Consider the following 25,224-nt stretch of genomic DNA (forward strand, 5'->3'; position numbering starts at 1 on the left):
AAAAAATATGGATAGAATAAAATTCTTTAAAATAAAGGTTTTTTGTAATTATAAATTTAAAATTATAAAAAATTAATAACTAAAAAAATATTAAACATTTTAAAAATAAAAAATTTGACTAATAAAAAAATATATGGTTAAATTATATATAAAATTTATAATTGGGAGGATAATATGAAAAAACCTATTATTGGGATTTCCAGTAATATACTTGGACTGGAAAAAGGTCTTTTTGCTGGCTATAAACGAGCCTATGTTGATGTTTCCTATATCAATGCCGTAATAAATGCTGGCGGTGTACCGCACCTTTTACCTTTGAATGAGCATGAGGATATTATTGAGGAATTTGTAAAAAATGTGGATGGAATAATTTTAACTGGAGGAAATGATGTTTTTCCGCTTCTTTATGGTGAAGAGCCAAAAGAGAAGCTTGGAGAAATATTTCCTGAACGTGATAAATTTGACTCACTTCTTATCCGTCATGCAATAACTTATAAAAAGCCAATTTTCGGAATTTGCCGTGGAATGCAGATAGCCAATGTTGAATGTGGAGGTTCACTTTATCAGGATCTTTCCTACAATGAAAACGTTTCAATAAAACATTTTCAAAAAGCCAGAGCCCACACTCCGACTCACTCCATTACTGTGGCAAGCAACTGCTTTCTAAGCAACATTTATCCTGAAGGAATTGGATTTATAAACAGCTACCATCATCAGACAATAAATAAGCTAGCAGAAGGATTTGTTGTAACGGCAAAAAGTGCAGATGGAGTAATTGAAGCAATTGAAAATATTTCAAATGAAATTTTTATCGTTGGAGTTCAGTGGCATCCAGAAATGATGGCAATTAACGATGAAACTGCACAAAAGTTATTTAAAAAATTTGTAAATGAAGTAAGTTCAAGGAAAAAAGATTAATTAAAGAAAAAAATCATAGCCTATTTAACTATGATTTTCTTTTTTTATAAATATTTTTTCTAATTAACAAAGTGTTTCTTCCACTTTTTTACTTAATTCTTCCACATATTTATCTACGATTTTCTGACTTTCAGCCTCAACCATTACTCTTATAAGTGATTCTGTACCCGAAGCTCTTACTAAAATTCTACCTTTTCCAGCGATTTCTTTTTCCTTTGCCTTAATAAAGTCAATTAATTCCTTATTTGTTTCCCAAGTTGCTTTTTTCTCTTTTGCAACAAAGATATTCTTAGAATCTTGAGGCCATAATTTTATTCCTTTTACAAGTTCATGCAATGTTTTTCCACTTTCTAAAATAGCTGCAACAAGCTGAATTGATGATAAAACTCCGTCTCCAGTCGTATTGTAGTCAAGCATTAAAATATGTCCAGACTGCTCCCCACCAATGTTTAAACCATATTCTTTCATTTTTTCAAGAACATATCTATCTCCAACATTTGCACGAATTAATCCAATTCCTTTTTCATCAAGATATTTTTCAAATCCCATATTGCTAAGAACAGTTGTTACAACTTTATTATCGTTTAAAAGACCTCTCTTTTTCATATATTCGGCAATAATCGCAATAATCAAATCTCCATTTATAATTGCACCTGTATTATCGACAGCAATCAGCCTGTCAGCATCTCCATCATAAGCAAGACCTAAATCAGCCTTATAAACCTTGACAACTTCCTGAAGAAGTTCTGGATGTGTAGATCCACAATTTACATTAATATTTTTCCCATTTGGAATATTATTAATTACGATAACGTCCGCTCCTAAATTTTGAAAAACTTTTGAAGCAACTCTATAAGCGGCTCCATTTGCTGTATCAATTACAATTCGCAATTTTGAAAAATTAGTTTTTACAGTAGAAGTAAGATAATCTAAATAAATTCTCATATCATCTTCCACATATTTAAATGTTCCTAAATCATCACCTGGGACTTGATGTTTTAAAAGTTCATCCTTTTTTTCCATTAATTTTTCAAGTTCCTCTTCAACTGAATCAGGCAATTTATAGCCATTTTGACTGAATATTTTTATTCCATTGTCCTTTACAGGATTATGTGAAGCCGAAATCATAATTCCTGCATCAGCCTTTAATTTTCTAGTTAAATAGCAAACTCCTGGAGTAGGCAGTACTCCTACAAAGTCAATATTCACACCCATAGAATTTAATCCGGCAGTAAGAGCTGAACGAATCATATAACCTGAAATTCTTGTATCAGTTCCAAGAATAATTTTTGGCTTGCCAGCTTTCTTTCTATGTTTTTTTAAATAATATCCAAGAGCAAGTCCTAGACGGGTAACTAAGTCGATTGTCAAGTCTTTGTTGGCTTCCCCTCTCATTCCATCGGTTCCAAAATATTTTCTAGCCATTATACTTCCTTCCTATTCTTTTTGTTTTTTCTTTTATTTTCTTTTTCGCTTTCTTTTTTTAAAAAACTGAAAACAGCCTTTTTTTCCAATTTGTTCTTTTTGACATTTTTTGCTGTTTCTTCTGAAACAGCCGCATCAGTTTCTCCAATTGGCAGTACAATTGAAATTTCTGTTCCCTTATTCATTTTAGAATCAATTTCAATTCTTCCGTTATGAATCTCTACAATCCGTTTTACTATCGCAAGTCCCAGTCCAGTTCCGCCTGTTGCCTTTGTTCTTGACAAGTCAACCCTGTAGAATCTGTCAAAAATTCTTTTTGCATCTTCATCAGAAATTCCAACACCTTCATCTCGAATTGAAATCCGTCCAAAACCGTCTTTAATAAATGATTTGATATAAATATTTGTATGTGGTTCAGAATATTTTGTAGCATTTTCGATTAACGCTCTGATCGCTTGTTGTAACAATGTTTCATCACCTTTAATCTTATAATTTTCTCCTGTTTCAAGATGAAACTTATGAGTTTTAGTAGAAACTACAGTATCAGAATGAATTTGATGAACCATTTCATTTGCATCAATATCTATAAATTTTGTATTAATTTTTGTAATCTCACCTTTAGCCAAAAATAAAAGTTTTTGGATTAAATTACGCATATTATCAGTTTCACTAATTATCGAATCAATCGATTCTACAAAGATGTCAATATCAGTAGTTCCACGTTTTCGTATAATTTCCGCATAACCTTTTATTATTGCAAGTGGTGTACGCAATTCATGCGAAGCATCCGACACAAATTTTGTTTGATTTTCAAATGACGTTTCAAGTCTATCTAGCATTTCGTTTATAATAAGCGTCAAATTTTGCAATTCATCTTCCTCTTTTGGAATTTCTATCCTTTTACTCAAATCATCTGTTGAAATGCTCTTAGCTGTTTTTATTACGTTATTAATAGGTTTCAAAATTCTTCTACTCATTATTTTTGAAACGATAATTGTAATAACAACACCAATTATCGTAAATAGAATAACAAGATATTCCAGCCTTTTATAAATTTGATTTTCCTGCGTTACATTCTTTAAAGTATAAATATTAAATTTGTAATTTTTTATTTCACGACTTACTTTGAAAACAAAATATTTATTTTTTTCAATATTTATTATTTTTCCTTCATAGTCGTTGTCTTCTAAATTAAAAGTTTCAAGTAAATTAACCATTTTTTCATTAGTCATAGAAGCTTCTTCCGTGTCAGTGTCTCCAAGTGTATTAATTGGAATTACAGAATCTTTAGCTTGCTTTATTTCTAGCACATATAAATAATTTTCTTCACCAGGATTAAACGGCTTTACATGAATAACTTTTTTCCCTTCAATAATTTCAGGATTAAAATCAAGTGTAAGAACATTTGTTTTATCCGAAAAAATTCCAACTTTATCCAAAAAACTGTTTATTTCATCCATTTTATTACTGGCAGAATCTTCTAACACTTTATTGGACTGCCTTTGCAGTGAATAAACAAGAATAATATTAGAAACTAATATTAATACCAAAAATAGAAGAGCGTAATTTGCTGAAATACGATCTTCTAGTTTCAAATTTTTCATCCTTTACTCCTTATTTAAAAATAAATCCAATTCCTCTTACAGTTTGAATAAATTTTCTTTCATAAGGTCTGTCAATTTTATCTCTTAAATATTTAATATACAAATCAAGAATATTGTCATTTCCGATATAATCAAATCCCCACACTTCTTCCAAGATTTTATCTCTTGATAAAACAATACCTTTATTTAACACTAAAAAATCAAGTAATTCAAATTCTCTTTTCGAAAGTTGAATTAGATTTTTTCCGTATTCTCTGAACACTTCATAAGTTGAATAGTTAATTGTCAAATCTTCAAATTCAAATATTCCTTTATGAACAACAGATTTTTTAGTTCTTCTAAGAAGAGCTTTTATTCTTGCAAGCAATTCTTCATTTGAGAATGGTTTTGTCATGTAGTCATCTGCTCCATAGTCAAATCCTACTACCTTATCACTAATTTCATCTTTTGCAGTAAGCATAATAATAGGTACTTGTGAAGTTTCCCTTATTCTTTTACAAACTTCCATTCCGCTCATTTTCGGAAGCATTACATCTAGAAGGATAATATCGTATGAACCATACTTAGCCATATTTAGACCTTCTTTACCATCGTATGCAAAAAATACATCAAACCCTTCAAATTTTAATTCAATTTCAAGTAATCTCGAAATTTTAGGATCATCTTCAATTACTAATATTTTTTCTCTCATAATTATCTCCAATTCTATTTTTGTTTTTAAATTTATAATTTTCAATCTTCTCATTTAAAAAATAAAAAGTTTCTAAATATATAGATAATTATAACCTATTTTTTTTGATTTGTATAGTATTTTATCTTTTTTTTATTATAATTTTTAGTGAATATATAGTTTGGTTATCATTAAAAAATATAGCGTTTTGAATATTACTCTTTTTTTTTGTTAAATTTTTTATTAAAATAAAATTTATTTTGATTAAAAATCAGAAGTATCCATATCACTGTCAGATTGCCCTTCTGGAAGTTTTATTCTTATCAAATCCATTGGTCCCATTTCCACATCTGTTTCAATAATAGCGATAGTATTTGGATTTACGTATTCTTGCAATTCATCATTTTTTGTATTTAAAAAATTTTCTACTTTGAATTTAACAGCATCTCCAATCGGACGTACAAGTTCCAAAGTTTCTGTTGCATAAACTTTATTTCTTATTTGAATTTTGTATTTATTTGTGTCAACTTTTTCAAGTACATTTGCAACAAGTCTGTAAGTTTGGCTATAAGAAAGTCCTGTTTCATAATTTTGATCTTTTTCAGAAGTCGGTCCTAAATAAAATCCGTTTGAATATTGTCTATGGCTGATTGTTTTAAGCTCTTTTAGCCAGTCTGGATTATATTCGTAATTTCCAGAATAATAGTTATCCAATGCTCTTTTATACTGTTTTACAACAGTTGAATTGTAGTAAATACTTTTCATTCTTCCTTCGATTTTTAACGAATCCACACCAGTTTCAAGCACTTTGTCAATAAATTCAATGGAACATAAGTCTTTAGCATTAAACATATATGTCCCTTCTTCATTTTCTACAATATCGTGAGCCCCAGTTTCCTCATGCCCCTCTGCAATCACTTTATAGTTCCAACGGCAATCCTGTGCACAGATTCCACGGTTTGCGTCACGGTTTGTAAAGTAATTGCTTAATAGGCATCTTCCTGAATAAGCCATACACATTGCTCCATGAATAAATACTTCAATTTCCACATCAGGTACTTTTTCACGAATAGTTTTTATTTCTTTTAACGACATTTCTCTAGCTAAAATAACTCTTTTTGCTCCCATATCCTTCCAAGTTTTTACACTCATCCAGTTTGTATTATTTGCTTGAGTACTTACGTGAATTTTCATATTCGGAGCATGTTGCCTAACCATCTGGAAAACTCCTAAATCAGCCACAATTACCGCATCCACGCCAAATTCATCAAGTTTTTTTATAAATCTTGGCATATATTCAATCTCTGTATTATGTGCAAAAATATTTAGTGTAACATATATTTTTTTACCTAAACTGTGAACATAGTCCACGGCTTCCTTTAATTCCTTATTTTTAAAGTTTGAAGACATTCCTCTCAAGTTGAAAGCGCTTCCTCCAACAAAACAGGCATCAGCTCCAAAATGAAAAGCTGTTTTTAACTTTTCCATATTTCCAGCTGGTGCCAATAATTCTACTCTTTTTTTTGTTTCCATTTTTTTATTTTCTCTCCTTAATTTTTCTTTTTCTTTATTTTTATTATTCAGAAGGCGGTACAAATTCATCGTCTACAACGTTTACAAACTGCTGATAGCTTGGTCTAAATCCTAATTCTATGGTTCCAGTCGGCCCACTTCTATGTTTACCAATTATTAGTTCCACTTTTTCAAGTTCATTTTTATTATCTTTTGGGACTTCCTGTGATGCACTTAGATATTTTGATGGAACATTCATGTTGTTTACTTCAGGAGCAGTGTCTTTGTGATAATATTTATCACGATATAAAAACATTACCATATCTGCATCTTGCTCAATTGCCCCTGATTCCCGCAAGTCTGACAAAATTGGTCTTTTATCCACTCTCTGCTCTACTCCACGTGATAGCTGTGAAAGTGTTACAATTGGGATATTCAGCTCTTTTGCCAATATTTTTAATGAACGTGAAATTTCGGATATTTCCTGTTCTCTGCTTTTTCTTGAATTTTCAGACGGATTAATTAACTGCAAGTAGTCAATTAACATAAAATCTAATTTCCCTTCAGCTTTTAAACGCCGTGCAGTAGCTTTTATTTCCAACATTGTTACACTTGAGGAATCTGAAATATAAATTGGCATTTCAGAAAGTCGACCTAATCCACTTCCCAAATTTACAAGTTCTTCTGGTGTCATTGTGCTGTCTTTTAGAGCTTTTAACCGTATTTTTGCCTCACTTGCTACAAGTCTGTCAAACAATTGCTCATTTCCCATTTCTAAACTGTATATAAGTACGCCTTTTCCCTGTCGTGCAACATTTATAGCCAAATTTAAAGCAAAGGCCGTTTTACCCATGGCAGGACGTGCTGCAAGAATTAATAAGTCGGAGCCATGAAACCCGCTGGTTATGCTGTCGTATCTATCAAATCCCGAAGAAATGCCAGTTATCTTGCCTTTGCTCTCACTATAATTGTCCATTTGTGTAACTTTGCCTTGAACAAGCTCAAATAGAGGGACAATGTCCTTTTTCTGCTTGGATTCGGCAATTTTAAAAATCATGCCTTCTGATTTATCCAGCATTTTATCGACATCTTCGTAACCACGCACAGCCATTTTAACAATTTCTTCCCCAATGCCTATCAATTGCCGCTGTATAGATTTATCTCTTACAATTTGAGCGTAGTTCACCGCATTTGCAGCAGTCGGCACAACTTCCGTCAAATCGTAAATAATGTCCTCGCCCCCAACTTCATCCATCATTTCCTGCTTTTTCAGCGATTCAATAATTAAAAGCACATCAATTATTTTCCCAACATTATAAGCCTTTACCATTTCTGAGAAAATCAGCTTATAGTTATTTTTGTAAAAGTCCTCGGATGTTACAACATCGACAACATCTCCAATAACATTAGGATTTATAAAGATAGATCCGAGCAAGGCCTCTTCAGCTTCGATACTAAACGGCTTGCTGTTTTCTTCTTCTTCCAAATCATACAATCCCATTTTTGTAATTTCTCACTTTCTATAAAAATCCCATTTAAAAATCAAAACTAGAAGCCATAATATTATAAATGTGTTTGATAATTTACTGTTTTTTATTTTTATAAGGGGGCAAGCCTCCCCCTTTTGTCAATATTTTTTTATAATCATATATTTACCAAACGAATTTCTTCTATTCTGAGTTTTACTAAGTTTAAATATAATTTAAGTTATTTAGCTTCAACCCTGACTTTTAAATTTGCTTTAACTTCAGAGTGAAGTTTTAATTCTACGTTATGCACTCCAATTTCCTTAACTTTTGAATTAGCAGAAACTTTCTTTTTATCAATTTCAACATTTAACTGCTCCTTCAATGCCTCTACAATTTCCTTTGCCCCAATTGAACCAAACACTTTATTATTTTCTCCAGCCTTCACTTTTAGAACAATTTCTTTGTCAGCCAAGAATTCTTTTAGTTCATTTGCATTTTTTACATCTCTATCGTGATTTTTTTGAATTTTTTCATTTTTTGCCTTCAATTTATTAACATTCTCTGGAGTCGCAAGTATTGCCTTATTTTTATTTAATAAAAAGTTATTTGCATATCCATCTTTTACTTCCACAATTTCATCTTTTTTCCCGACACCTTTTATTGTTTCCTTCAAAATTACTTTAATTTTCATATTTAATCATTCCTTTCTTTGTTTAAATTTTTTTGTTCAATATTTTAACATTATTTTTTTTCCAAAATCTCTCCATCAAAGAACTTGACCGCATTTTGCAAAAATTTATCCTCTTCATTTTGTGAATCTTCGCTTTCGAGAAAAGTTTGGATCATAATATCTGAATTACAGATTTGATTAATAACTGCTTCAATTTTCGGCTTTTTCTCGGGCAGTAAAACTTGTTCGCTGTGAAATTTTTGATTTTTGGGGAATTTTATATACAAAACTCCATTTTCCACTCTATCTGGACGGCTTTCTATCGCTAGTGCCCCCAGCATAACGCTTACCTTTTTTATTCCAGCCAAAACTTTTTTCCAATTTTCAGTAAAAATTGAAATATCATAATCTTTTACAATTTTTTCAGTTTTTTCCATATTTACAGGTTCGGAAATTCCCATAGAGCTAGCCTTCTGATTCACAATATTAGCATTTTTCATAACTTGGCTTAATACTTTTTCATAAATGCTGTTTGACATATCTTTCATGTCGTTTTTATTAAAAGCAGGAATGTTTTCACTAGAATTTGTACTTTGGGAATTTTTCTTATTCTTTTTATAAAGCTCGTGGATAAGTACATAGCCAAGCAGCCTTTTATCCTCTTCATACTTAAATTCATTCAAGGTAAAAAAAATCGCGCTTATCGTATCCAGCAGAAAATTTACCGATAAATCCGTTTTTTTCCTAAACTGCTCTTTTAAATAATACGAAAAATCCTTTAAAAAAGTTTCGATAATAAGTCCGTCTTCCCAGATTTTATCAATAAAATCAACTAATTTTTCTTTATCGCCTTCCTTTACTAGATTTAAAAATTCTTCCAGAATAACGTCAGGCACAACTCCCAAAGCATTCTGCGTCTTTGTAATATCAATTTCTTCATTGTTGAAGTTTGACACAACTTGCTCAAATATGGAAAAACTGTCCCTTGCACTTCCTTCAGACTTTCGGTAAATCAAATCAAGACTTGCATCATCAATCTTAATATTTTCCTTTTCAGCCACATTTTTTAACAATTTTTTTATATCTTCCTTATCAATTGGCAAAAAATCATATCGCTGACACCTGGAAATAACTGTATCTGGAATCTTGTCAATCTCGGTAGTCGCAAGAATAAATATAACGTGTGAAGGAGGTTCCTCCAGCGTCTTCAAAAGTGCATTAAAAGCCTCTTTTGTAAGCATGTGGACTTCATCAATTATATATATTTTTTTTCTTCCTTTAACAGGCTGATAATTTATTTTTTCCTTCAGTTCCCTAATTTCATCAATCCCACGATTAGAAGCCGCATCAATTTCAATCATATCCATAGAAATCCCTTGAGAAATTTCACGGCAATTTTCACACTCTCCACAAGGATTATCTGTCACATCTTCACTATTCAGGCAGTTTACACCTTTTGCAATAAGCCTTGCGATAGTTGTTTTCCCAACTCCACGTGGCCCTGTAAACAAGTACGCATGCGAAAGTTTATTTTCCCTCAAAGAATTTTTTATTGCCCTTAACACAAATTCCTGCCCTGCAATTTCATCAAAGTTCTGAGGCCGATATTTTCTATATAATGTAATATTCAATGTTCTCACCCTTTTTTATTGCTATCTGATATTATAGCATTTTTAATATGATTTGTGAACTGCTGAAAAATTAAATGAACAATAACTAAACAATCTAGCGTATTTTAAAAATACACAGAAAATTATATTTTTCAATTACAATGAATCTAGAAAATCTCTTCAAATAATGCCTATAAAAACATTTTATATAACTAAAAAAATATGTTTTGAATAAAAATTTTGAAAATTTAGAAGGGTTAAATTAGAAGTGAGAATACACGAATATATAGAAATGTGATATTATGAAACCAGAGTATATACTAAAACAGATTTTGTAACTCTAAATAAGTTGCAAAAAATTACGATTCTACAGAATCAAAAAACAAAGAAATATTTGGATAATGTTTTTTTATATGATTTGAAAGCTCACTTAAATAATTTGAAAGTAAAAAAGTTGCAATAAAAAAGAAATTTTAATTACTTATAATAAAAAATAATAGAGCAATAAAGAAGTCAAATATTACAACATATTTAAGAAAAAAATACAGAAAGTAACTAAACTCTTGGATAATCAAATAGAACAGCAATTTTTTAGTAAAATTTTTAAAAAATTCTACTTTCACTTACAACAAAATCCAAGACTACATCATGCTCTTCTGCCGGAACTTTTTCAATAATCTGAAAATCATAACAAATGCCAATAAACAAAATTTTTTTATTTTCCCCTCGAATCTTTTTCAAAAAAGTATCATAATATCCACCGCCAAATCCAATTCGATTTTTTTCCAAATCAAAGACAACTGCTGGAACAATTACAATATTCAAAATATTTTCGTTATAAAAGTCGCTGGAAGAAGATTCATAATATCCAAACTTATGTAGCACAAGCTCATTTTCGTTATATCTATTAATTTTCATTTCTCTATTTTTACTATCTGTAATTTTTGGAATAAAAAAACTTTTCTCAGGATAAAGTTTCATCAATTTTGTGATTCTCACTTCATTTTTCATGTCCATAAAAATCATTATATTTTCAGCATTTTTTATAAATTTCCCCAAATTTTCAATAATTAAATCACTTTTTTTTTCTACTTCTTCAGTGGATAAATTATTTCTTTTTTCCAAAATTTCTTGTCTAATTTTATCCTTTTCCAGCTGTAAATCTGTTTTTTTGTTTTTCATATTAAAATACTCCTTTATTAATGCTTTTCAGCCATTGTAAAAGTATATAAATTCCAATAAATATAATTTTTTATTCTATTATTTTTCTCTATTCTCTGAAAAGAGTGATTAATCTCTTGTACTTATAATTACCCCTGTCATTCAATAATTTTATTGCTTTTACTTTTACAATTTCCTATAATAATATTTTATACCATTCCCCATTAAAATAAATTGGTTATAAATTCTAAGTTCTTATAGTTATCGAACAGGACTATTAATTATTTAATTTTCATTGGAATGCCAGACACCACAAAATAAACTTCATCAGCCCTTTTTGCCACAGCCTGATTCATCTTTCCTGCAATTTCACGAAAATAACGTCCCAATGGATAACTCGGCACAAGCCCAAGTCCCAGCTCATTTGACACAACTACCGTATTTTCAAATTGATTTGTGATATTTAGCAATTCATTTACTGAGTTTTCCACATTTTTATTCAACTTTTCCACAATCTTTACATAAGATTTTTTGTCAAAATTATCCCAGTCAACATCCTTTTCCTCAAAAATTATGTTGGTTATCATATTCGTAAGGCAATCCACAAGCATATTATTTTTAATTTCATTTTCTGTTTTAGGAAAATATTTATTTAAACTATTTTCAAAATTTTTATAAGTTTCCACAGTTCCCCAATCGTTTTTCCTTCTTTCCTTATGCAACCTCACCTTTTCCTTCATTTCCTCATCAAACACAAGCGATGTTGCCAAATACACATTCTCCTGCTTCCCATCATTCAAACTTAAAATTAACTCTTCGGCAAACTTGCTTTTCCCACTTTTCGCCCCGCCAGTAACAAAAATTAACGCCATTCCTTTCACTCCTTTTTCACAATTTTCTATAAACAAAAAAACAACCTCACATAAAAGTTGTTGTTTTTAATTCTTTGTTCCAATCCTTATTTTAATGGATTCACTATTCTTACGTATTTTATGGTTACAAATGTTGATAATATTTTATCGTTTCAATCCTTGTTTTAATGGATTCACTATTCTTACATATGAAAAAGAATTCAAAGTCCTCATAGATATGTATGTTTCAATCCTTGTTTTAATGGATTCACTATTCTTACCGAGTGGCATAGCGGTTTTGACTACTATATCAGTAAAAGTTTCAATCCTTGTTTTAATGGATTCACTATTCTTACTCTAGGATCGATAAATCCTTTGTGTTGTCGATCTATATAGTTTCAATCCTTGTTTTAATGGATTCACTATTCTTACGTTGGCACTAATATTACCTTACCTATTTTGGAGAGGGGGGTTTCAATCCTTGTTTTAATGGATTCACTATTCTTACTCTAGGATCGATAAATCCTTTGTGTTGTCGATCTATATAGTTTCAATCCTTGTTTTAATGGATTCACTATTCTTACAAAGTTTTATATCTAGGGACTACCTCTATAAGAATATTAGGTTTCAATCCTTGTTTTAATGGATTCACTATTCTTACGAGACCTATTTCAGCTTTAAACCGTCCAAGTGGACGGAAGTTTCAATCCTTATTTTAATGGATTCACTATTCTTACTTGTTGAACAAACAGAGGATGAAGTCTTAGATCTTGAAGGGTCTCAATCCTTGTTTTAATGGATTCACTATTCTTACATTGTTTAATAATTATATGAATCCTGAAGCTTTCGATGTTTCAATCCTTATTTTAATGGATTTACTATTCTTACTTTCTACGAGATAATTATGGAAACAAACTATTGCTAAAGTCTCAATCCTTGTTTTAATGGATTCACTTATATTTCCATCTATATCAAAAGAATTTTTCACTCTGTCTCAATCCTTGTTTTAATGGATTCACTATTCTTACGAATCTAAAACTTATAGATACAAAGATTTAGACGATGTCTCAATCCTTGTTTTAATGGATTCACTATTCTTACGGTTGGCAAATATTCTAGTTAGATTCAAAAACTGGACGTCTCAATCCTTGTTTTAATGGATTCACTATTCTTACGGAGCAAGAGAAATTTTAATATTTTTAGGAGGGGTACTTGTCTCAATCCTTGTTTTAATGGATTCACTATTCTTACACTAGTGTTCTAGTTAGTTCATCTAATTTTTCTTTAGCTGTCTCAATCCTTGTTTTAATGGATTCACTATTCTTACTGCTTTATCGATTTCATATCTGGTTTTAAAATTTTTAGTCTCAATCCTTGTTTTAATGGATTCACTATTCTTACAAGTTAAAGATTACATTGGATATCTTATAGGAGAAGATGGTCTCAATCCTTGTTTTAATGGATTCACTATTCTTACAGGTGCTGGAGCGGTAATATTAAGCGAAGGGCTGTACTGGTCTCAATCCTTGTTTTAATGGATTCACTATTCTTACGGAGCAAGAGAAATTTTAATATTTTTAGGAGGGGTACTTGTCTCAATCCTTGTTTTAATGGATTCACTATTCTTACGTTTCTACATTAGAAGGAAACGAAGACGTTCTTTCGTCTCAATCCTTGTTTTAATGGATTCACTATTCTTACCTTATATAAGGTATATCATGTACCGGATGTGCTAAATCATTGTCTCAATCCTTGTTTTAATGGATTCACTATTCTTACGGAATAGATTATTTTAGAGAAAGACTTCTTAGTGAAGGATGTCTCAATCCTTGTTTTAATGGATTCACTATTCTTACTTCCCCTAATTTAGCGTATACTACATTTATATTAGGATGTCTCAATCCTTGTTTTAATGGATTCACTATTCTTACAATGTAACAAAAATTAAGGAGGATCAGAATGATAGATTGTCTCAATCCTTGTTTTAATGGATTCACTATTCTTACTTCTTTTGTAACCCATTTCATTTGGATCACTCCTTTGTCTCAATCCTTGTTTTAATGGATTCACTATTCTTACAAAATTTAGGTTTATGCTTTCGCCTATAATAAGAAAAACGTCTCAATCCTTGTTTTAATGGATTCACTATTCTTACAATGATAAATTTTATTTATCAATACCTAAAGATATTGGTCTCAATCCTTGTTTTAATGGATTCACTATTCTTACCCGTACTTTTGAGAAAACCCCTTATTTATCAATGTTACAAGAATTTTTTCAGACATTAAAATCGCATTTTTTTGATTAATTTTTATCATTTTTTGCTGTTTTTTTAGCATTTTCCGTAACTCCTAACTAGCATGTTTAGTGGCTTTAAGCGAATTTTTCTCTGCATTTTTAATTTTTAGTAGTGGTAGGAATTTTTTCTACAAACTTATTGTACCATATTTTTTTGATTTTTCAAAGTTTTTTAGAAAAATTTCCCCATTCAAATATTTTATACTAAACTCCATTTAAAAAATAGAAATAAAATTCTACAACAATTAATTTGGCAGCCTTGTAAAAAAGACTTTAATTACATGAATTTTCTGATTTCCACTATTCAAATGAGGGCTTAGTATTACTTTATCAAAACAAAAAAAGAGAAAAATAATATTATTAAATTTCTCTCTTTTCTCAAACTATATAAAAAATATTTCTAGTTAAATTTTATTTTTTTCTGCTGTCAATTACTTTTTGTGCCAAGTCTCCCATTAATTCTTCATATCTTACAAGTTTCATTTCAAAATATCCACGTCCTTGCGTGATGGCTTTTAATTCGTTGGCATATTTGAATGTTTCTGACATTGGGGCTTCAGCTATTATTTTTTGTTTTGTATTTTTGTGGGCTTCCATTCCTATTACTCTACCACGTTTTTTGTTGATGTCGCCCATTACATCTCCTATATATTCTTCTGGAATGATAATTGTAAGTTCCATAATTGGTTCTAATAAAACTGGTTTTGCTTCCAGCATTCCCTTTTTGAAGGCCAAGTTTGCGGCAATTTTAAAGGCTAATTCTGAAGAATCTACATCGTGATATGAACCGTCGTATAAGACAGCTTTTATGTTAGTTACTGGATAACCAGCTAGAACTCCTTCTTTTAGGGATTCTCTTAATCCTTTTTCTACAGCTGGAATATATGATTTTGGAACGCTTCCACCTGTAATTGTTTCTTCAAAGACAAAGTCTTCATCTACGTGAGAGAATTTAATTAATACATCTCCGTATTGTCCGTGCCCTCCTGATTGTTTCTTGTGTTTTCCTTGAACATCAGAAGTTCCTTTGATTGTTTCACGGTACGGCACTTTTAATTCGATAGTTTTTATTGAAATTCCAAATTTAGCTTTTAATTTTTCGATAACTGTTGCAGAATGAAGTTCTCCTTGTACTCCCAGCACTGTCTGACCTGTTTCAAGGTTTCTATGCCAAGTGAAAGATGGATCTTCTTCCATTAGACGATTAAGTCCAGAAGACATTTTTTCATCATCATTTTTGTTCAAAGGCTCTATTGCCACGAATAATTGTGGTTTTGGAAAAGTTATTTCCTTTATGGCAGCTTCTTTTTCATTAGTTGACAATGTATCAGAAGTTCTTGTACTGTTAAATTTTGAAAATACAACAATATCTCCAGCGATTCCCTTTTGAACTTCTTCCATTTTATTCATAACGAATGTGTAAATTTTTCCAATTCTTTCTTTTGTTTTTCTATTTATATTAAAAACTTCGCTATCTTGCTTAACTTCACCAGAATAAACTTTTGCGTATGAAACTTTTCCTAAAAAAGAATCAATAGTAGTTTTGAAAATTTGGCATACAAATGTATTTTTTTCAGGCTCAATTTTTTTGTTATCGTTAGGTGATGGCAAGAAATCCTTTACCATGTCAAAAGTTGTGTGAAGTCCAATATTTTTTAGAGTCGCACCGCAAATAACAGGAATTACAGAACAGTCAAGCACTCCCTGTCTAAGTCCACGATGAATTTCAGCCGTTGTAAACTCAATTCCATTAAAATATTTATCCATTAATTCTTCATCTGTTTCAGCTACTGCTTCCAAAAGCATTTCACGAATTGAATTTATTTCATCATCCATATCAGCGGGCATTTCCACAGTTGCACATTCATTTTTATTTTTATCAAATTCCCTTGCAAACATATCAATTACATTAATATGCCCACGAAATTCGTCTCCCCGTCCCCAAGGTACATGAAATGGAGCGATTCTTTTACCATATTTTTCTCTCAACTGTGAAAGAATCTTTTCATAATCAGCTTTTTCATTGTCAATTTTGTTTACAAAAATAAATCGTGGAATATTTCTGCTGTCTGTCAACTCAAGAGCCGTTTCTGTCCCAACTGTTAAATCAGTAGTTCCGTCAACAATAATAATCGCTCCGTCAACTGCCGCAAGTCCCGATTCAACTTCACCAAAAAAATCTCCGTACCCTGGAATATCCACAAAATTAAATTTCGCAGCCTGATACTCAATAGCATGCAAACTCAAAGAATTAGTAATTTTTGTATCATTTTCATTGGCTGCGATACGATTGGTAAGTCCAGCCGTAAATTCCAGCCCCTCCACCATATTACTCTTTCCTGAACCGCTATGTCCTAAAATTCCTACATTTCTAATGTTACTGCTGTCGTATATTCTCATAACATTTCCTCCCTGTATCTACTTTCTTTAATTAACAAAATTTACCTTATATTAAATTTTAACTTGAAATACGAAAAAATCAAGTTAGTTTTTGTTATTTTTCTTTAATTGTATAAATTTTTTAATTTACAACCATACTCTTTGAAAATATAATTAAACAGTATAACCTAAAAAAATTAGGATAGGACATTGCAATCGACAATGGGAGGGGAAATATATTTGTTGATATCAATGATACGAAACGTAAATACTTGGGTGAGGATGAAATATTTTAGGCTAAATCTGACATCATTATTATGCAGCTACATTGAAAACATGTTTACGATATGACATCAGAATGAGTGAAAAAGCAGATTTACGTCCTTACATTTAGAGCTATTTATTAATCTAAATAAATAACAAATATTTCAATTTTTAAATTGACTATAAAAATAAAAGAACTGTAAAATTCATGTTTTGCTGTTCTTTTTTGATAACTTAAAAATAATCACTTTACAATACCTAAAAAGTATGTTACTATTAGGTATAAATAGGAGGTGTATTATGGATAAAATAATTTTAGGAATTTTAATGTTACGTAGAATGACTGCATACGAACTTAGAAATACTATAAGAGATAATTTCAAGTCTATGTGCAGCGATAGTCTTGGAAGCATTCAGGTCACTCTAAAAAAACTACTCTCATTAAAAATGGTTACTTTTGAAGAGCTTGTTGAAAAAGGAATAAATAAAAAAAGATACGCAATAACTGATATTGGAGAAAAAGTATTAATGGAATGGATAAAGATTCCTATTGATATTTCAAAAACTAAAAATATAGACATGGGAAAACTTCTTTTTATGGGATATATTCCAAAAAATGAACAAAAAAATCTAATTAATAAAATCATTCTTTCTTTAGAAGAAGAATATTCTGAACTAAAAAACTTAAAAGAATCAATAAATTTTGAAAATGAAAGACTAGGAATTGAAAACTATCTACTTACAGATACAGAATATCAGGAAAGAATTAAAAACTTAAATAAAAAAAATAATGTGTCTAAAAATATCAAAGAAATCAGTAAATTTACTTTAGCTACTTTAGATTATGGAATTGATGTTGTAGATTTTAACATTAAATGGTTTAAAAAACTGAAGACAAAAATATAGACTTGAAAATTTTTTATTACAGAGTTTAAATATATTTTATAAGAGGTGAAATTATATGAATAATTCGAATAGGATTAAACAAAATGTAATTATTTTTACAATTTTTATTACTATTTGTGGTTGGATAGGATATTTTATTGATAAACTGACAGGGCAAGATTATTATGAAAATATTGGAACGGTAACAGGGAAGGACGGATCATTAGGGCTTCTTATATGGCTTGTATCTCCATTAATCTGCACAATAATACTTCGTACTTTTAGAGGAGATGGATGGAAAAATACAGGATTTTCCCTCAATTTTAAAAATAATAAAAAGTTTTATCTAATCAGCATTTTAATATATCCTGTTGTTACTCTAACTGTTCTTTTATTAGGATTAATAACACAAAGTATTAAATTTCCCAGTGTAAATATTGGAATTGCAGCCTATACTGGAGTTCTACTTATACAAATTGCGTCTCAATTTATAAAAAATATATTTGAAGAGTCTGTTTGGAGATCTTATCTTACAAATCAACTTTTAAAACTGAAGTTATCTGATTTAAAAATATATTTACTTGTGGGATTTATTTGGTGGATTTGGCATTTGCCATATATTCTAATATTTTTATCTGAAAGTGAAATAAAAAATACTTTGCCAGTTGATAGATTAACATTTTTTCTGATAGGGATGGTAGTAGTAGCATGCTGGACTATAATGTACACAGAAATTTTTAGAATTACTAAATCAATGTGGCCAGCAGTTATTATGCATACTCTGGAAGATGCTGCTATAAATCCTTTACTGCTCCTAGGAATTGTATCTGTAGAAAAGAATCAATCACTTTTCTTTTCACTTTCAGTAGGTATAATTCCGACAATTCTTTATTTGATAATAGGATTATCTATTCGAAAATGTAGAAAACAGCAAAGATAATTTTAGTAATTTCTTTTAAAAACACAAAAAAATCCGATCTACCGTTCTAATGTAATTTTTGGTTGCCTGTAAGACGTTACAGGTGGTAGTCATATTTATAAATTGTACAGAATCCGTACAAAGCATTAGCCGTCGTGATTTCCCTGAAACAATTTATAAAGGAATAACCCCATTAAAATAGAGTAAAGCCCAAAAATTCATTATTAGTGTCGCATAGATCAGAAAACTTTTAATTTATTATTGATTATTTATCTGTAATCATTATAACTTTTATCTGAAAAAATGTCAAACATTCTTTTTAAAAATTTATCAAATAGACATTATTTTCAGCTTTTATTAAAATTTTCTTTTTACATAGATTTGAAATTTCTCTTGATAAAGCAGGTCTTGTTACTTCAAAACGTTTTGCCAAAGCTGAAATACTAGGCAAAAATTTAATTTTACCATTTTCAGAATTTTCTTTTATGTAGCTTAAAATCTTTTCCTCAATTGTCTTATTTGTAAAATTAAACCATATTCGCTTTGATAAAAGTTGACTTTTATTTGAAATTTCAGTTATAAAATTAAGTAAAAGTCTTTTATCGGAATGAATTGTATCTAAATATTTTTCTTTATCAAAAAATAATAATTTAGAATTTTCCAAAGTTATCAAATCAACAGGAAAAATATTATTTTCTCCAAATAAAAATGCAGAAGCCAGAACTTCCCCTGTTTTCATCTCACCTATAACAATCGTGTCTCCATTAAATTTTTGCATTTCTCCATAAGCAGAACCTTTTATAATAATTATTACTTTTTCCAAAGTATCTCCACGAAAAAATACAGTTTCATTCTTTTCATATTTTTTTATTTTAAAATCCAATTTTTCCAAACATTTTGAAATTTTTTCAGGATCTAATCCCTTAAATAACGAAACTTTTGTCAATAAAACTGATAAGTCTTTTATTTTCATATTTTACTTTCTCCCATATTTTTCACAAATATACTTAAACTTTTTAAAATAAACTTAAAATTTAAGCAATCTAATAACAATCTATAATTTTGCAATCAAAATAATTTGATTATAAAATATTTTGCTTAATTTCTATATTATCATTTTTATATTTTAATTTCAATAACAAATGAAAAATTATTTTTTCAAATATAAAATTTATTGCATTTTAGATTAAAGATGTGTAAAATATTTGTAAAAACTAACATTTTTGAAAGGACTTTATGAAAAAATATATTGTATTAATTTTAATAGCTATTTTAGTTACAATATTTATGATAATTCCAACAAATCCTAGTTTTAAAATTGTTGCTAATAAATTTATCAATAATTCAAAAATATCAAATATTTCCAAAAATGATACTCCTAAAATTGATAAACATAATAAAAAGACAGAATTTACAATAATTGGTGTTGGAGATATAATGCTTGGCTCAAATTACCCTTTTGAATACCTGCTTCCTGAAAATAATGCCAATATTCTTGAAAATACGCAAAATATACTGAAAAATGCTGACATAACTGTAGGAAATCTGGAAGGAACACTATTTGATACAGGCGGAACTCCCAAAAGCTGTAATAATCCAAATGTTTGTTATGTCTTTCGTATGCCTTCAAGATATGGAACATATTTAAAACAGGCTGGATTCGACTATTTGAGCATTGCCAATAACCATAGCAATGATTTTGGAGAAATTGGAATTAAGGAAACTATGAAAAATCTTGATAATTTAGGAATAAAATATTCTGGAATTAAAGATATTGCTGAAAGTACGATTTTAGAAAAAAATGGAAAAAAATTTGGATTTATTTCATTTTCTCCAAATTCAGCTACTGTAAAACTAAATGACTATAATTATGCACAAAAACTTATTTCTGAATTAAAATCAAAAGTTGATATTGTAATTGTTATGTTTCACGGTGGAGCCGAAGGTGCTAATGCTGAACACATTACTAAAAGACATGAAATTTTTCATGGCGAAGATAGAGGAAATGTTTATGAGTTTGCCCATTTTGCGATAGACAATGGAGCTGACATAATCTTTGGGCAAGGCCCTCATGTTACAAGAGCAGTCGAGCTGTACAAAAATAAATTTATTTCGTATAGTGGAGGAAATTTTGCAACTTTTGGAAAAATTAATGTTTCTGGTTCAATGGGAATTGCACCTATTTTTAAAATTAAAATAAATAACAAAGGAGACTTTATTTCTGGAGAAATTATTCCAGTAAGACAAACTTACAAAAGTTTCGGTCCTTTTATAGATTCAGAAAAATTAGCAATAAAGAAGATAATTTCCTTGAATAAATCTGATTTTCCAAATGGAAATGGGCTTTTTATCAGCGAAGAAGGAAAAATTAATAAAATCAACAATTAAAAGTTCTTCTTTCATTTAATATAAATTTAAAAAGTATCGCTAAAAATCAGGATAAAAACATCCTGATTTATTTTCTTTTTAGTCTAATAATTTCCCTCTCATTCTCATCCATTCTATTCCCCAGCTTTTCATTTTCCCGCTCTAAACTTTCCAATTTTTTCTTCTTTTCAATTTCCTCATCCTTAATATTCCTTCGTTCCACAATCACATTATTCCCAATTTTATCATCAGGATTCCCAATGATTTCGATTCCCTCTCCAATATCCATTCCAAAAATTTCAATCTTCTCTCCGTTATCCATTCCAATAAATACTTCTTTTTCTTTAACTAAATTATTTTTATCAATCAAATAAATAAAACTTTTCTGATTTTTAAAAATAACAGCCTTTTTTGGAACAGCCAGAACATTCTCTTTTTTCCTATAAATTACACGAATATCTACCTGCTCATTTAAAAACAAATCCTTAAATAATGTTGGCAAAAATTCAAACACATTCATATCACCAATTTTATTAATCTTAAATAATTCTGCTTCAATAACTTTTTTTTCAGAAAATAAATCTGAATTCTCTTTTGTCTTATTCTTATCTTGCAAAATTTCCTTACTTTTATCATTTTTCATTTCAATTAATTCTTCAAGTGTTTTTTCTTCCCCAATCTTTTTATTTTCTCTCCTGAAAATAGTAATGTCAGCAACATTTCCAATATTCAGATTTTTAACTTTCTCACTTTTCAAACTTTCACTAACTATTTTTAAATCTTCCCTTTTGGCAAGAATCAAAATAGGTTCATTTTTGTTTGTAATTCCACCTTTCACTGGATTAATTTTCACAATGTAAGCATCAAATGGACTTTTTACACTTCTCTGAACCAATCTTGTACTTCTCATTTCATCTTTAATTTCAATTTCCAATCCTGATATTTCTCCACGTAATTCCTGAATTTTCTGACTAACATCAGCTCCCAATTCCTTTTGTTTTTCCAAATTTCGTAATTCCCGATTTTTAATCACTAATAACATACGTTTTTCATTCAATCCATTTTTCTGATAATCACTAAACTTCACTATTATATCGCCCTTTTTTACAAAATCCCCAGCCCTGTAATAAACATCATCAACGGATAAATTCACATCCAGTCCAATTTTAGTAATATTATGTGCAACAACAGTTCCTTTCATATCCACAAAAAGTTCAAGATTTTCACGTGTTATTTTTTCAATAACATATTTCTGATTAACTTTCGGAGTACAGAATTTTATCATAAAAAGAATAATAAAAATAAAAATTGTGGGCATTATCCAAATTATTTCATCTTTTTTTCTCAATATTCTCTTCCTTTTTTAGTGGTTTCCGTCAAAATAGGAATTTTCACTTAAATTATCTTCATAAGGGAAATATTCCTTTCGTCCAAGATAAAGCTGATCTGATTTTCTTTGGATTGGAACAACAAAAAATCCCCAGTTGTTCAAATCAGTATAAATAAAAAATCTGATTGTGCCGTTTTGAATTGTATCGGTATCATTTTGAGAAATTATATTTGTAAATTCAGGCAAAATTTCCTGTGCATCCATTTCTTCGTAGTTATCCTCATTTTTATAAATCATCTCTTTTTTCAATTCGCCTTCTGCAGTATAAACATAAATTTTTAGTTCTTCAGCAGAAATCTTTTTGTCAATTTGTCCAATCAGAATATCAGCCTTTCGTGAAGTTTGTATCATTTCCACTTTTTCCCCATCGTATTTTTCCACCCACACAGAATACGGTACAAGCGGAACTTCATTCACAATTTCCACGTCTATATGCCCGAAACGCTTATAATCTAGATATTTTATAGCTCCATCCAGACAGTTCAGTTTTAGCTCGTAATCATCACGATGGCTCAGTTCCTTGTATTCAATCATTTTTCCCGGCACAAATTCCTTTAGGACTTCCTGAAATGTACTGATTTTTGTTGATTGTCCACTTAATTTTATTAATGAATATTCAAAAAGCAGTCCTTCCTTGTAATATGTATTCAAAAATTTTCTGAGCATTCCGTAAATATCAGCTTTTACTATTTTTTCAATTTCCTTTATCGTAAAAATATGTCTTGGGTAATCTGTTATTGTAGTAAATATTCCATTTTCATAAGTATGAATTTTCCAGCTTTTTAACTGCGTTATATGAATATCATTCCGTTTTTCATAATTTTTAGGCACATCAAAACGTGTCCGCAGTCTTCCATCGGATGTAAAAAATTCTTTTTTAAGATTTTCAGCTGCTTCCCATAACATATAAAAGTTATTCCGTATTTTCTGATATTCTTCACTCATTTTATTCTCAAACTGCGAATATTTTGTAGGAATTACATTTTCATACTTTTCATATTCCAAATTCATATTTTCAAAAATCTTCTCAACACCGCTCTCATCAATTACCTTATAAATCATATCATTGTCATATTTTATCAAATCGTTAATAGAAACGACCCTATTTTCAGAGTATCTTGCCCCAAGAACAATTTTCAAATACTGCATAATCCTGTAAGTCAAGTCATTTCCACCAAAATTCTCATCCCCGTTTTCAAAGCTCGTCCTTATATCCAGATAATATGAAATTTTGTCCTTGCTAATCACATATTTACAAGCCGCCAAATCCGTCGTCCCGCCACCACAGTCAATAATTAATGCACTGTATTCTTCGTTCTCCTTATATCTACCCTTCCTTATCTGTATTTCAATTGTATTGTACAGCACTGCAATCGCTTCATCCATCGCATTTTCACGGATAATTTCATATTCATAATTTTTCTCGCTTGAAATTATATTTTTTTCAGAAATTTCAGAATTCTGATTTTTATTAAATTTATTTTCCATCATAAAAATTTCCTGAAACATCGTCAAAAACTGCTCCTTTAATTTTACAGGACTGGAAGCGTGAATTTTTTTAAATTTACATTTAAACATATATTCAGCACGATTCACAACATATTTTAAATATGCCTTTATTATATCCTTTCTTTTTACATACAGAATATTTCCAAACTCATCATTAATTTTCTCAAGTTTATTATGTTCATGCACCCACCTTTTCAAGCTGTAAAAAATCGAGCCATTGACAATATAGTCATTTCTCTCCAGCTTTCTTACCACATCGTACCCAAATGAATACTTAATATTATTAGCATCGCTGCAATCATCAACATAAACTAATGTTGGAAAAATCTCACGATAATGTCTCTCTCCATCATCAAATTTCACATAATTTATAGCATCTATTACGACATTTCCATTCAAAATATCATTAGTAGGCAAATCTTTCACATAATTTTTATCCAGATATGCCCCAAGAGCCGTATTTACCGTTCCAAAATCAATACAAAGCGATGTATTCGTAGTTTCCAGATTTTTCACAATAAAATTTTCAATCTCAACTTTATAATAGTCCATCTGATATGGATAAAGCGGTGTCATTTCATTTTCCTTCAAATTATAAAACTTATGAATAAATTTCAAGTCATTTTCCTTGAAAAATAAGAAAGAGAACTTATTATTTCTCAGTGTTTCAACTCTAAAAAATTCCTTTTTACTAATCAGAAAATATTTATTTCTGCTATTCAAATCCTTTTCCAGCTGGAAAATCCCACACAAGTAATTATTTGCATTTATAAGAAAAGCATTTGCACTACTGACATTTTCAGGAATCTCAATTTTATAATTGTCTTCTCTCATCAAATCAAGCTCCTTGTATAAAATAATTTTGTGTGGTACTCGTATCTTATTCTCATGATGAATTCTCTCGCCAAGTTTATTATCAAAAAGTTCCTGAACATTCACAAGCCCATTTTTATTAAACTTGTCAATACAGTAATTTTCCTTGACCCCTCTATATTTCATCAAAAGTGAGATAAGCTCCTCTCTCGTGGGCGTTTCCACATGTACATTTACCAAATGTTCCTCAATTGCAATCTGATACATCTCATAATAAGATTTTCTTCGCAATTCCTCTTCATAAAATAATCTCATTTTTACCTTTTCCCCTTTACTATTTTCAAGTATTATAACGATTTTATTAAAATTCAAGATTTACTTGTTTTTGATTTTATCGTGATTTATCTAATAGTTTCCTGAATAACAAAGAATTCTTTACCTTTGTTAAACAATATTTACTTTAAATTTAAACGGTTATCAAGCATATCTAATGCTAACCCAAATTTAAAA

The 25,224-nt window shown here is 29.7% G+C and carries 17 protein-coding genes, 1 other RNA gene and 1 CRISPR repeat array; of the genes, 4 read left to right on the forward strand and 14 right to left on the reverse strand.

The genetic code is table 11. The features are described 5' to 3' along the window. Positions 1-174: 174 nt before the first annotated feature. Positions 175-918: a gamma-glutamyl-gamma-aminobutyrate hydrolase family protein gene (locus ACZ5B9_RS10310; protein WP_464422519.1), complete on the forward strand. Its 744-nt coding sequence runs from the start codon at positions 175-177 to the stop codon at positions 916-918. 63 nt (positions 919-981) lie between these two features. Here ACZ5B9_RS10310 and glmM read toward each other — a convergent pair whose 3' ends face one another. The 10 genes from glmM to ACZ5B9_RS10360 form a co-directional block, all read right to left on the reverse strand. Continuing rightward, on the reverse strand, positions 982-2,343 hold the full coding sequence (glmM, locus tag ACZ5B9_RS10315) for a phosphoglucosamine mutase (protein ID WP_304984822.1): 1,362 nt from the start codon (positions 2,341-2,343) through the stop codon (positions 982-984). After that, the gene (locus ACZ5B9_RS10320; protein ID WP_464422520.1) at positions 2,343-3,947 is read right to left on the reverse strand and encodes a sensor histidine kinase; all 1,605 of its coding nucleotides are present in this window, start codon (positions 3,945-3,947) and stop codon (positions 2,343-2,345) included. Before ACZ5B9_RS10320 ends, glmM begins: the two co-directional genes overlap by 1 nt. 10 nt (positions 3,948-3,957) lie before the next feature. Beyond that, the gene (locus ACZ5B9_RS10325) at positions 3,958-4,638 is read right to left on the reverse strand and encodes a response regulator transcription factor (protein ID WP_006805100.1); all 681 of its coding nucleotides are present in this window, start codon (positions 4,636-4,638) and stop codon (positions 3,958-3,960) included. A 243-nt stretch (positions 4,639-4,881) separates the two neighbouring features. Then, positions 4,882-6,150 carry a peptidase U32 family protein gene (locus ACZ5B9_RS10330; protein ID WP_464422521.1) on the reverse strand — a complete coding sequence of 423 codons (1,269 nt, stop codon included), beginning with the start codon at positions 6,148-6,150 and terminating at the stop codon, positions 4,882-4,884. A 43-nt stretch (positions 6,151-6,193) separates the two neighbouring features. Then, positions 6,194-7,630, reverse strand: a complete 1,437-nt coding sequence (dnaB, locus tag ACZ5B9_RS10335; protein WP_464422522.1) for a replicative DNA helicase — start codon at positions 7,628-7,630, stop codon at positions 6,194-6,196. A gap of 206 nt (positions 7,631-7,836) precedes the next feature. Beyond that, positions 7,837-8,289, reverse strand: a complete 453-nt coding sequence (gene rplI / locus ACZ5B9_RS10340) for a 50S ribosomal protein L9 (protein WP_036087426.1) — start codon at positions 8,287-8,289, stop codon at positions 7,837-7,839. A 50-nt stretch (positions 8,290-8,339) separates the two neighbouring features. Then, positions 8,340-9,899, reverse strand: coding sequence for a DNA polymerase III subunit gamma/tau (dnaX, locus tag ACZ5B9_RS10345; RefSeq protein WP_464422523.1), 1,560 nt, complete (start codon positions 9,897-9,899; stop codon positions 8,340-8,342). A 582-nt stretch (positions 9,900-10,481) separates the two neighbouring features. Further along, positions 10,482-11,060 carry a 5-formyltetrahydrofolate cyclo-ligase gene (locus tag ACZ5B9_RS10350; protein WP_464422524.1) on the reverse strand — a complete coding sequence of 193 codons (579 nt, stop codon included), beginning with the start codon at positions 11,058-11,060 and terminating at the stop codon, positions 10,482-10,484. Between the two features lie 260 nt (positions 11,061-11,320). Beyond that, a complete protein-coding gene (gene cobU / locus ACZ5B9_RS10355; protein WP_464422525.1) occupies positions 11,321-11,911 on the reverse strand; it encodes a bifunctional adenosylcobinamide kinase/adenosylcobinamide-phosphate guanylyltransferase in 591 nt (196 codons plus the stop codon). Between the two features lie 76 nt (positions 11,912-11,987). Further along, positions 11,988-14,119: a CRISPR direct-repeat array (repeat unit 37 nt; unit sequence GTCTCAATCCTTGTTTTAATGGATTCACTATTCTTAC). 480 nt (positions 14,120-14,599) lie between these two features. Then, on the reverse strand, positions 14,600-16,588 hold the full coding sequence (locus tag ACZ5B9_RS10360; RefSeq protein WP_464422526.1) for an elongation factor G: 1,989 nt from the start codon (positions 16,586-16,588) through the stop codon (positions 14,600-14,602). Between the two features lie 543 nt (positions 16,589-17,131). Here ACZ5B9_RS10360 and ACZ5B9_RS10365 point away from each other — a divergent pair. Both ACZ5B9_RS10365 and ACZ5B9_RS10370 read left to right on the forward strand, forming a co-directional pair. Beyond that, positions 17,132-17,737 (forward strand): PadR family transcriptional regulator, encoded by a 606-nt coding sequence (locus tag ACZ5B9_RS10365; protein WP_315288179.1) that lies wholly within the window; start codon positions 17,132-17,134, stop codon positions 17,735-17,737. A 55-nt stretch (positions 17,738-17,792) separates the two neighbouring features. Then, positions 17,793-18,656, forward strand: a complete 864-nt coding sequence (locus ACZ5B9_RS10370) for a CPBP family glutamic-type intramembrane protease (protein WP_464422527.1) — start codon at positions 17,793-17,795, stop codon at positions 18,654-18,656. A 26-nt stretch (positions 18,657-18,682) separates the two neighbouring features. Here ACZ5B9_RS10370 and ssrS read toward each other — a convergent pair. After that, a non-coding RNA gene (gene ssrS / locus ACZ5B9_RS10375) (6S RNA) lies at positions 18,683-18,884 on the reverse strand. Between the two features lie 70 nt (positions 18,885-18,954). Continuing rightward, positions 18,955-19,608, reverse strand: coding sequence for a Crp/Fnr family transcriptional regulator (locus ACZ5B9_RS10380; RefSeq protein ID WP_464422528.1), 654 nt, complete (start codon positions 19,606-19,608; stop codon positions 18,955-18,957). Between the two features lie 263 nt (positions 19,609-19,871). On the opposite strand from ACZ5B9_RS10380, the gene ACZ5B9_RS10385 reads away from it, so the two are divergent. After that, on the forward strand, positions 19,872-21,023 hold the full coding sequence (locus ACZ5B9_RS10385; protein ID WP_464422529.1) for a CapA family protein: 1,152 nt from the start codon (positions 19,872-19,874) through the stop codon (positions 21,021-21,023). A 67-nt stretch (positions 21,024-21,090) separates the two neighbouring features. Here the strand turns inward: ACZ5B9_RS10385 and ACZ5B9_RS10390 are convergent, their stop codons facing one another. Together ACZ5B9_RS10390 and ACZ5B9_RS10395 are read right to left on the reverse strand one after the other, a co-directional pair. After that, positions 21,091-22,350, reverse strand: a complete 1,260-nt coding sequence (locus ACZ5B9_RS10390; RefSeq protein ID WP_464422530.1) for an efflux RND transporter periplasmic adaptor subunit — start codon at positions 22,348-22,350, stop codon at positions 21,091-21,093. Positions 22,351-22,365: 15 nt separating this feature from the next. Further along, the gene (locus tag ACZ5B9_RS10395) at positions 22,366-25,029 is read right to left on the reverse strand and encodes an Hsp70 family protein (RefSeq protein ID WP_464422531.1); all 2,664 of its coding nucleotides are present in this window, start codon (positions 25,027-25,029) and stop codon (positions 22,366-22,368) included. Between the last annotated feature and the right edge of the window lie 195 nt (positions 25,030-25,224).

It is taken from the genome of Leptotrichia sp. SK-5, assembly GCF_055387215.1.

Coding starts and splice junctions, on each gene's coding strand:
- ACZ5B9_RS10310 (WP_464422519.1), top strand. CDS start 175: ATGAAAAAACCTATTATTGGGATTTCCAGTAATATACTTGGACTGGAA.
- glmM (WP_304984822.1), bottom strand. CDS start 2,343: ATGGCTAGAAAATATTTTGGAACCGATGGAATGAGAGGGGAAGCCAAC.
- ACZ5B9_RS10320 (WP_464422520.1), bottom strand. CDS start 3,947: ATGAAAAATTTGAAACTAGAAGATCGTATTTCAGCAAATTACGCTCTT.
- ACZ5B9_RS10325 (WP_006805100.1), bottom strand. CDS start 4,638: ATGAGAGAAAAAATATTAGTAATTGAAGATGATCCTAAAATTTCGAGA.
- ACZ5B9_RS10330 (WP_464422521.1), bottom strand. CDS start 6,150: ATGGAAACAAAAAAAAGAGTAGAATTATTGGCACCAGCTGGAAATATG.
- dnaB (WP_464422522.1), bottom strand. CDS start 7,630: ATGGGATTGTATGATTTGGAAGAAGAAGAAAACAGCAAGCCGTTTAGT.
- rplI (WP_036087426.1), bottom strand. CDS start 8,289: ATGAAAATTAAAGTAATTTTGAAGGAAACAATAAAAGGTGTCGGGAAA.
- ACZ5B9_RS10350 (WP_464422524.1), bottom strand. CDS start 11,060: ATGAAAAACAAAAAAACAGATTTACAGCTGGAAAAGGATAAAATTAGA.
- cobU (WP_464422525.1), bottom strand. CDS start 11,911: ATGGCGTTAATTTTTGTTACTGGCGGGGCGAAAAGTGGGAAAAGCAAG.
- ACZ5B9_RS10360 (WP_464422526.1), bottom strand. CDS start 16,588: ATGAGAATATACGACAGCAGTAACATTAGAAATGTAGGAATTTTAGGA.
- ACZ5B9_RS10365 (WP_315288179.1), top strand. CDS start 17,132: ATGGATAAAATAATTTTAGGAATTTTAATGTTACGTAGAATGACTGCA.
- ACZ5B9_RS10370 (WP_464422527.1), top strand. CDS start 17,793: ATGAATAATTCGAATAGGATTAAACAAAATGTAATTATTTTTACAATT.
- ACZ5B9_RS10380 (WP_464422528.1), bottom strand. CDS start 19,608: ATGAAAATAAAAGACTTATCAGTTTTATTGACAAAAGTTTCGTTATTT.
- ACZ5B9_RS10385 (WP_464422529.1), top strand. CDS start 19,872: ATGAAAAAATATATTGTATTAATTTTAATAGCTATTTTAGTTACAATA.
- ACZ5B9_RS10395 (WP_464422531.1), bottom strand. CDS start 25,029: ATGAGATTATTTTATGAAGAGGAATTGCGAAGAAAATCTTATTATGAG.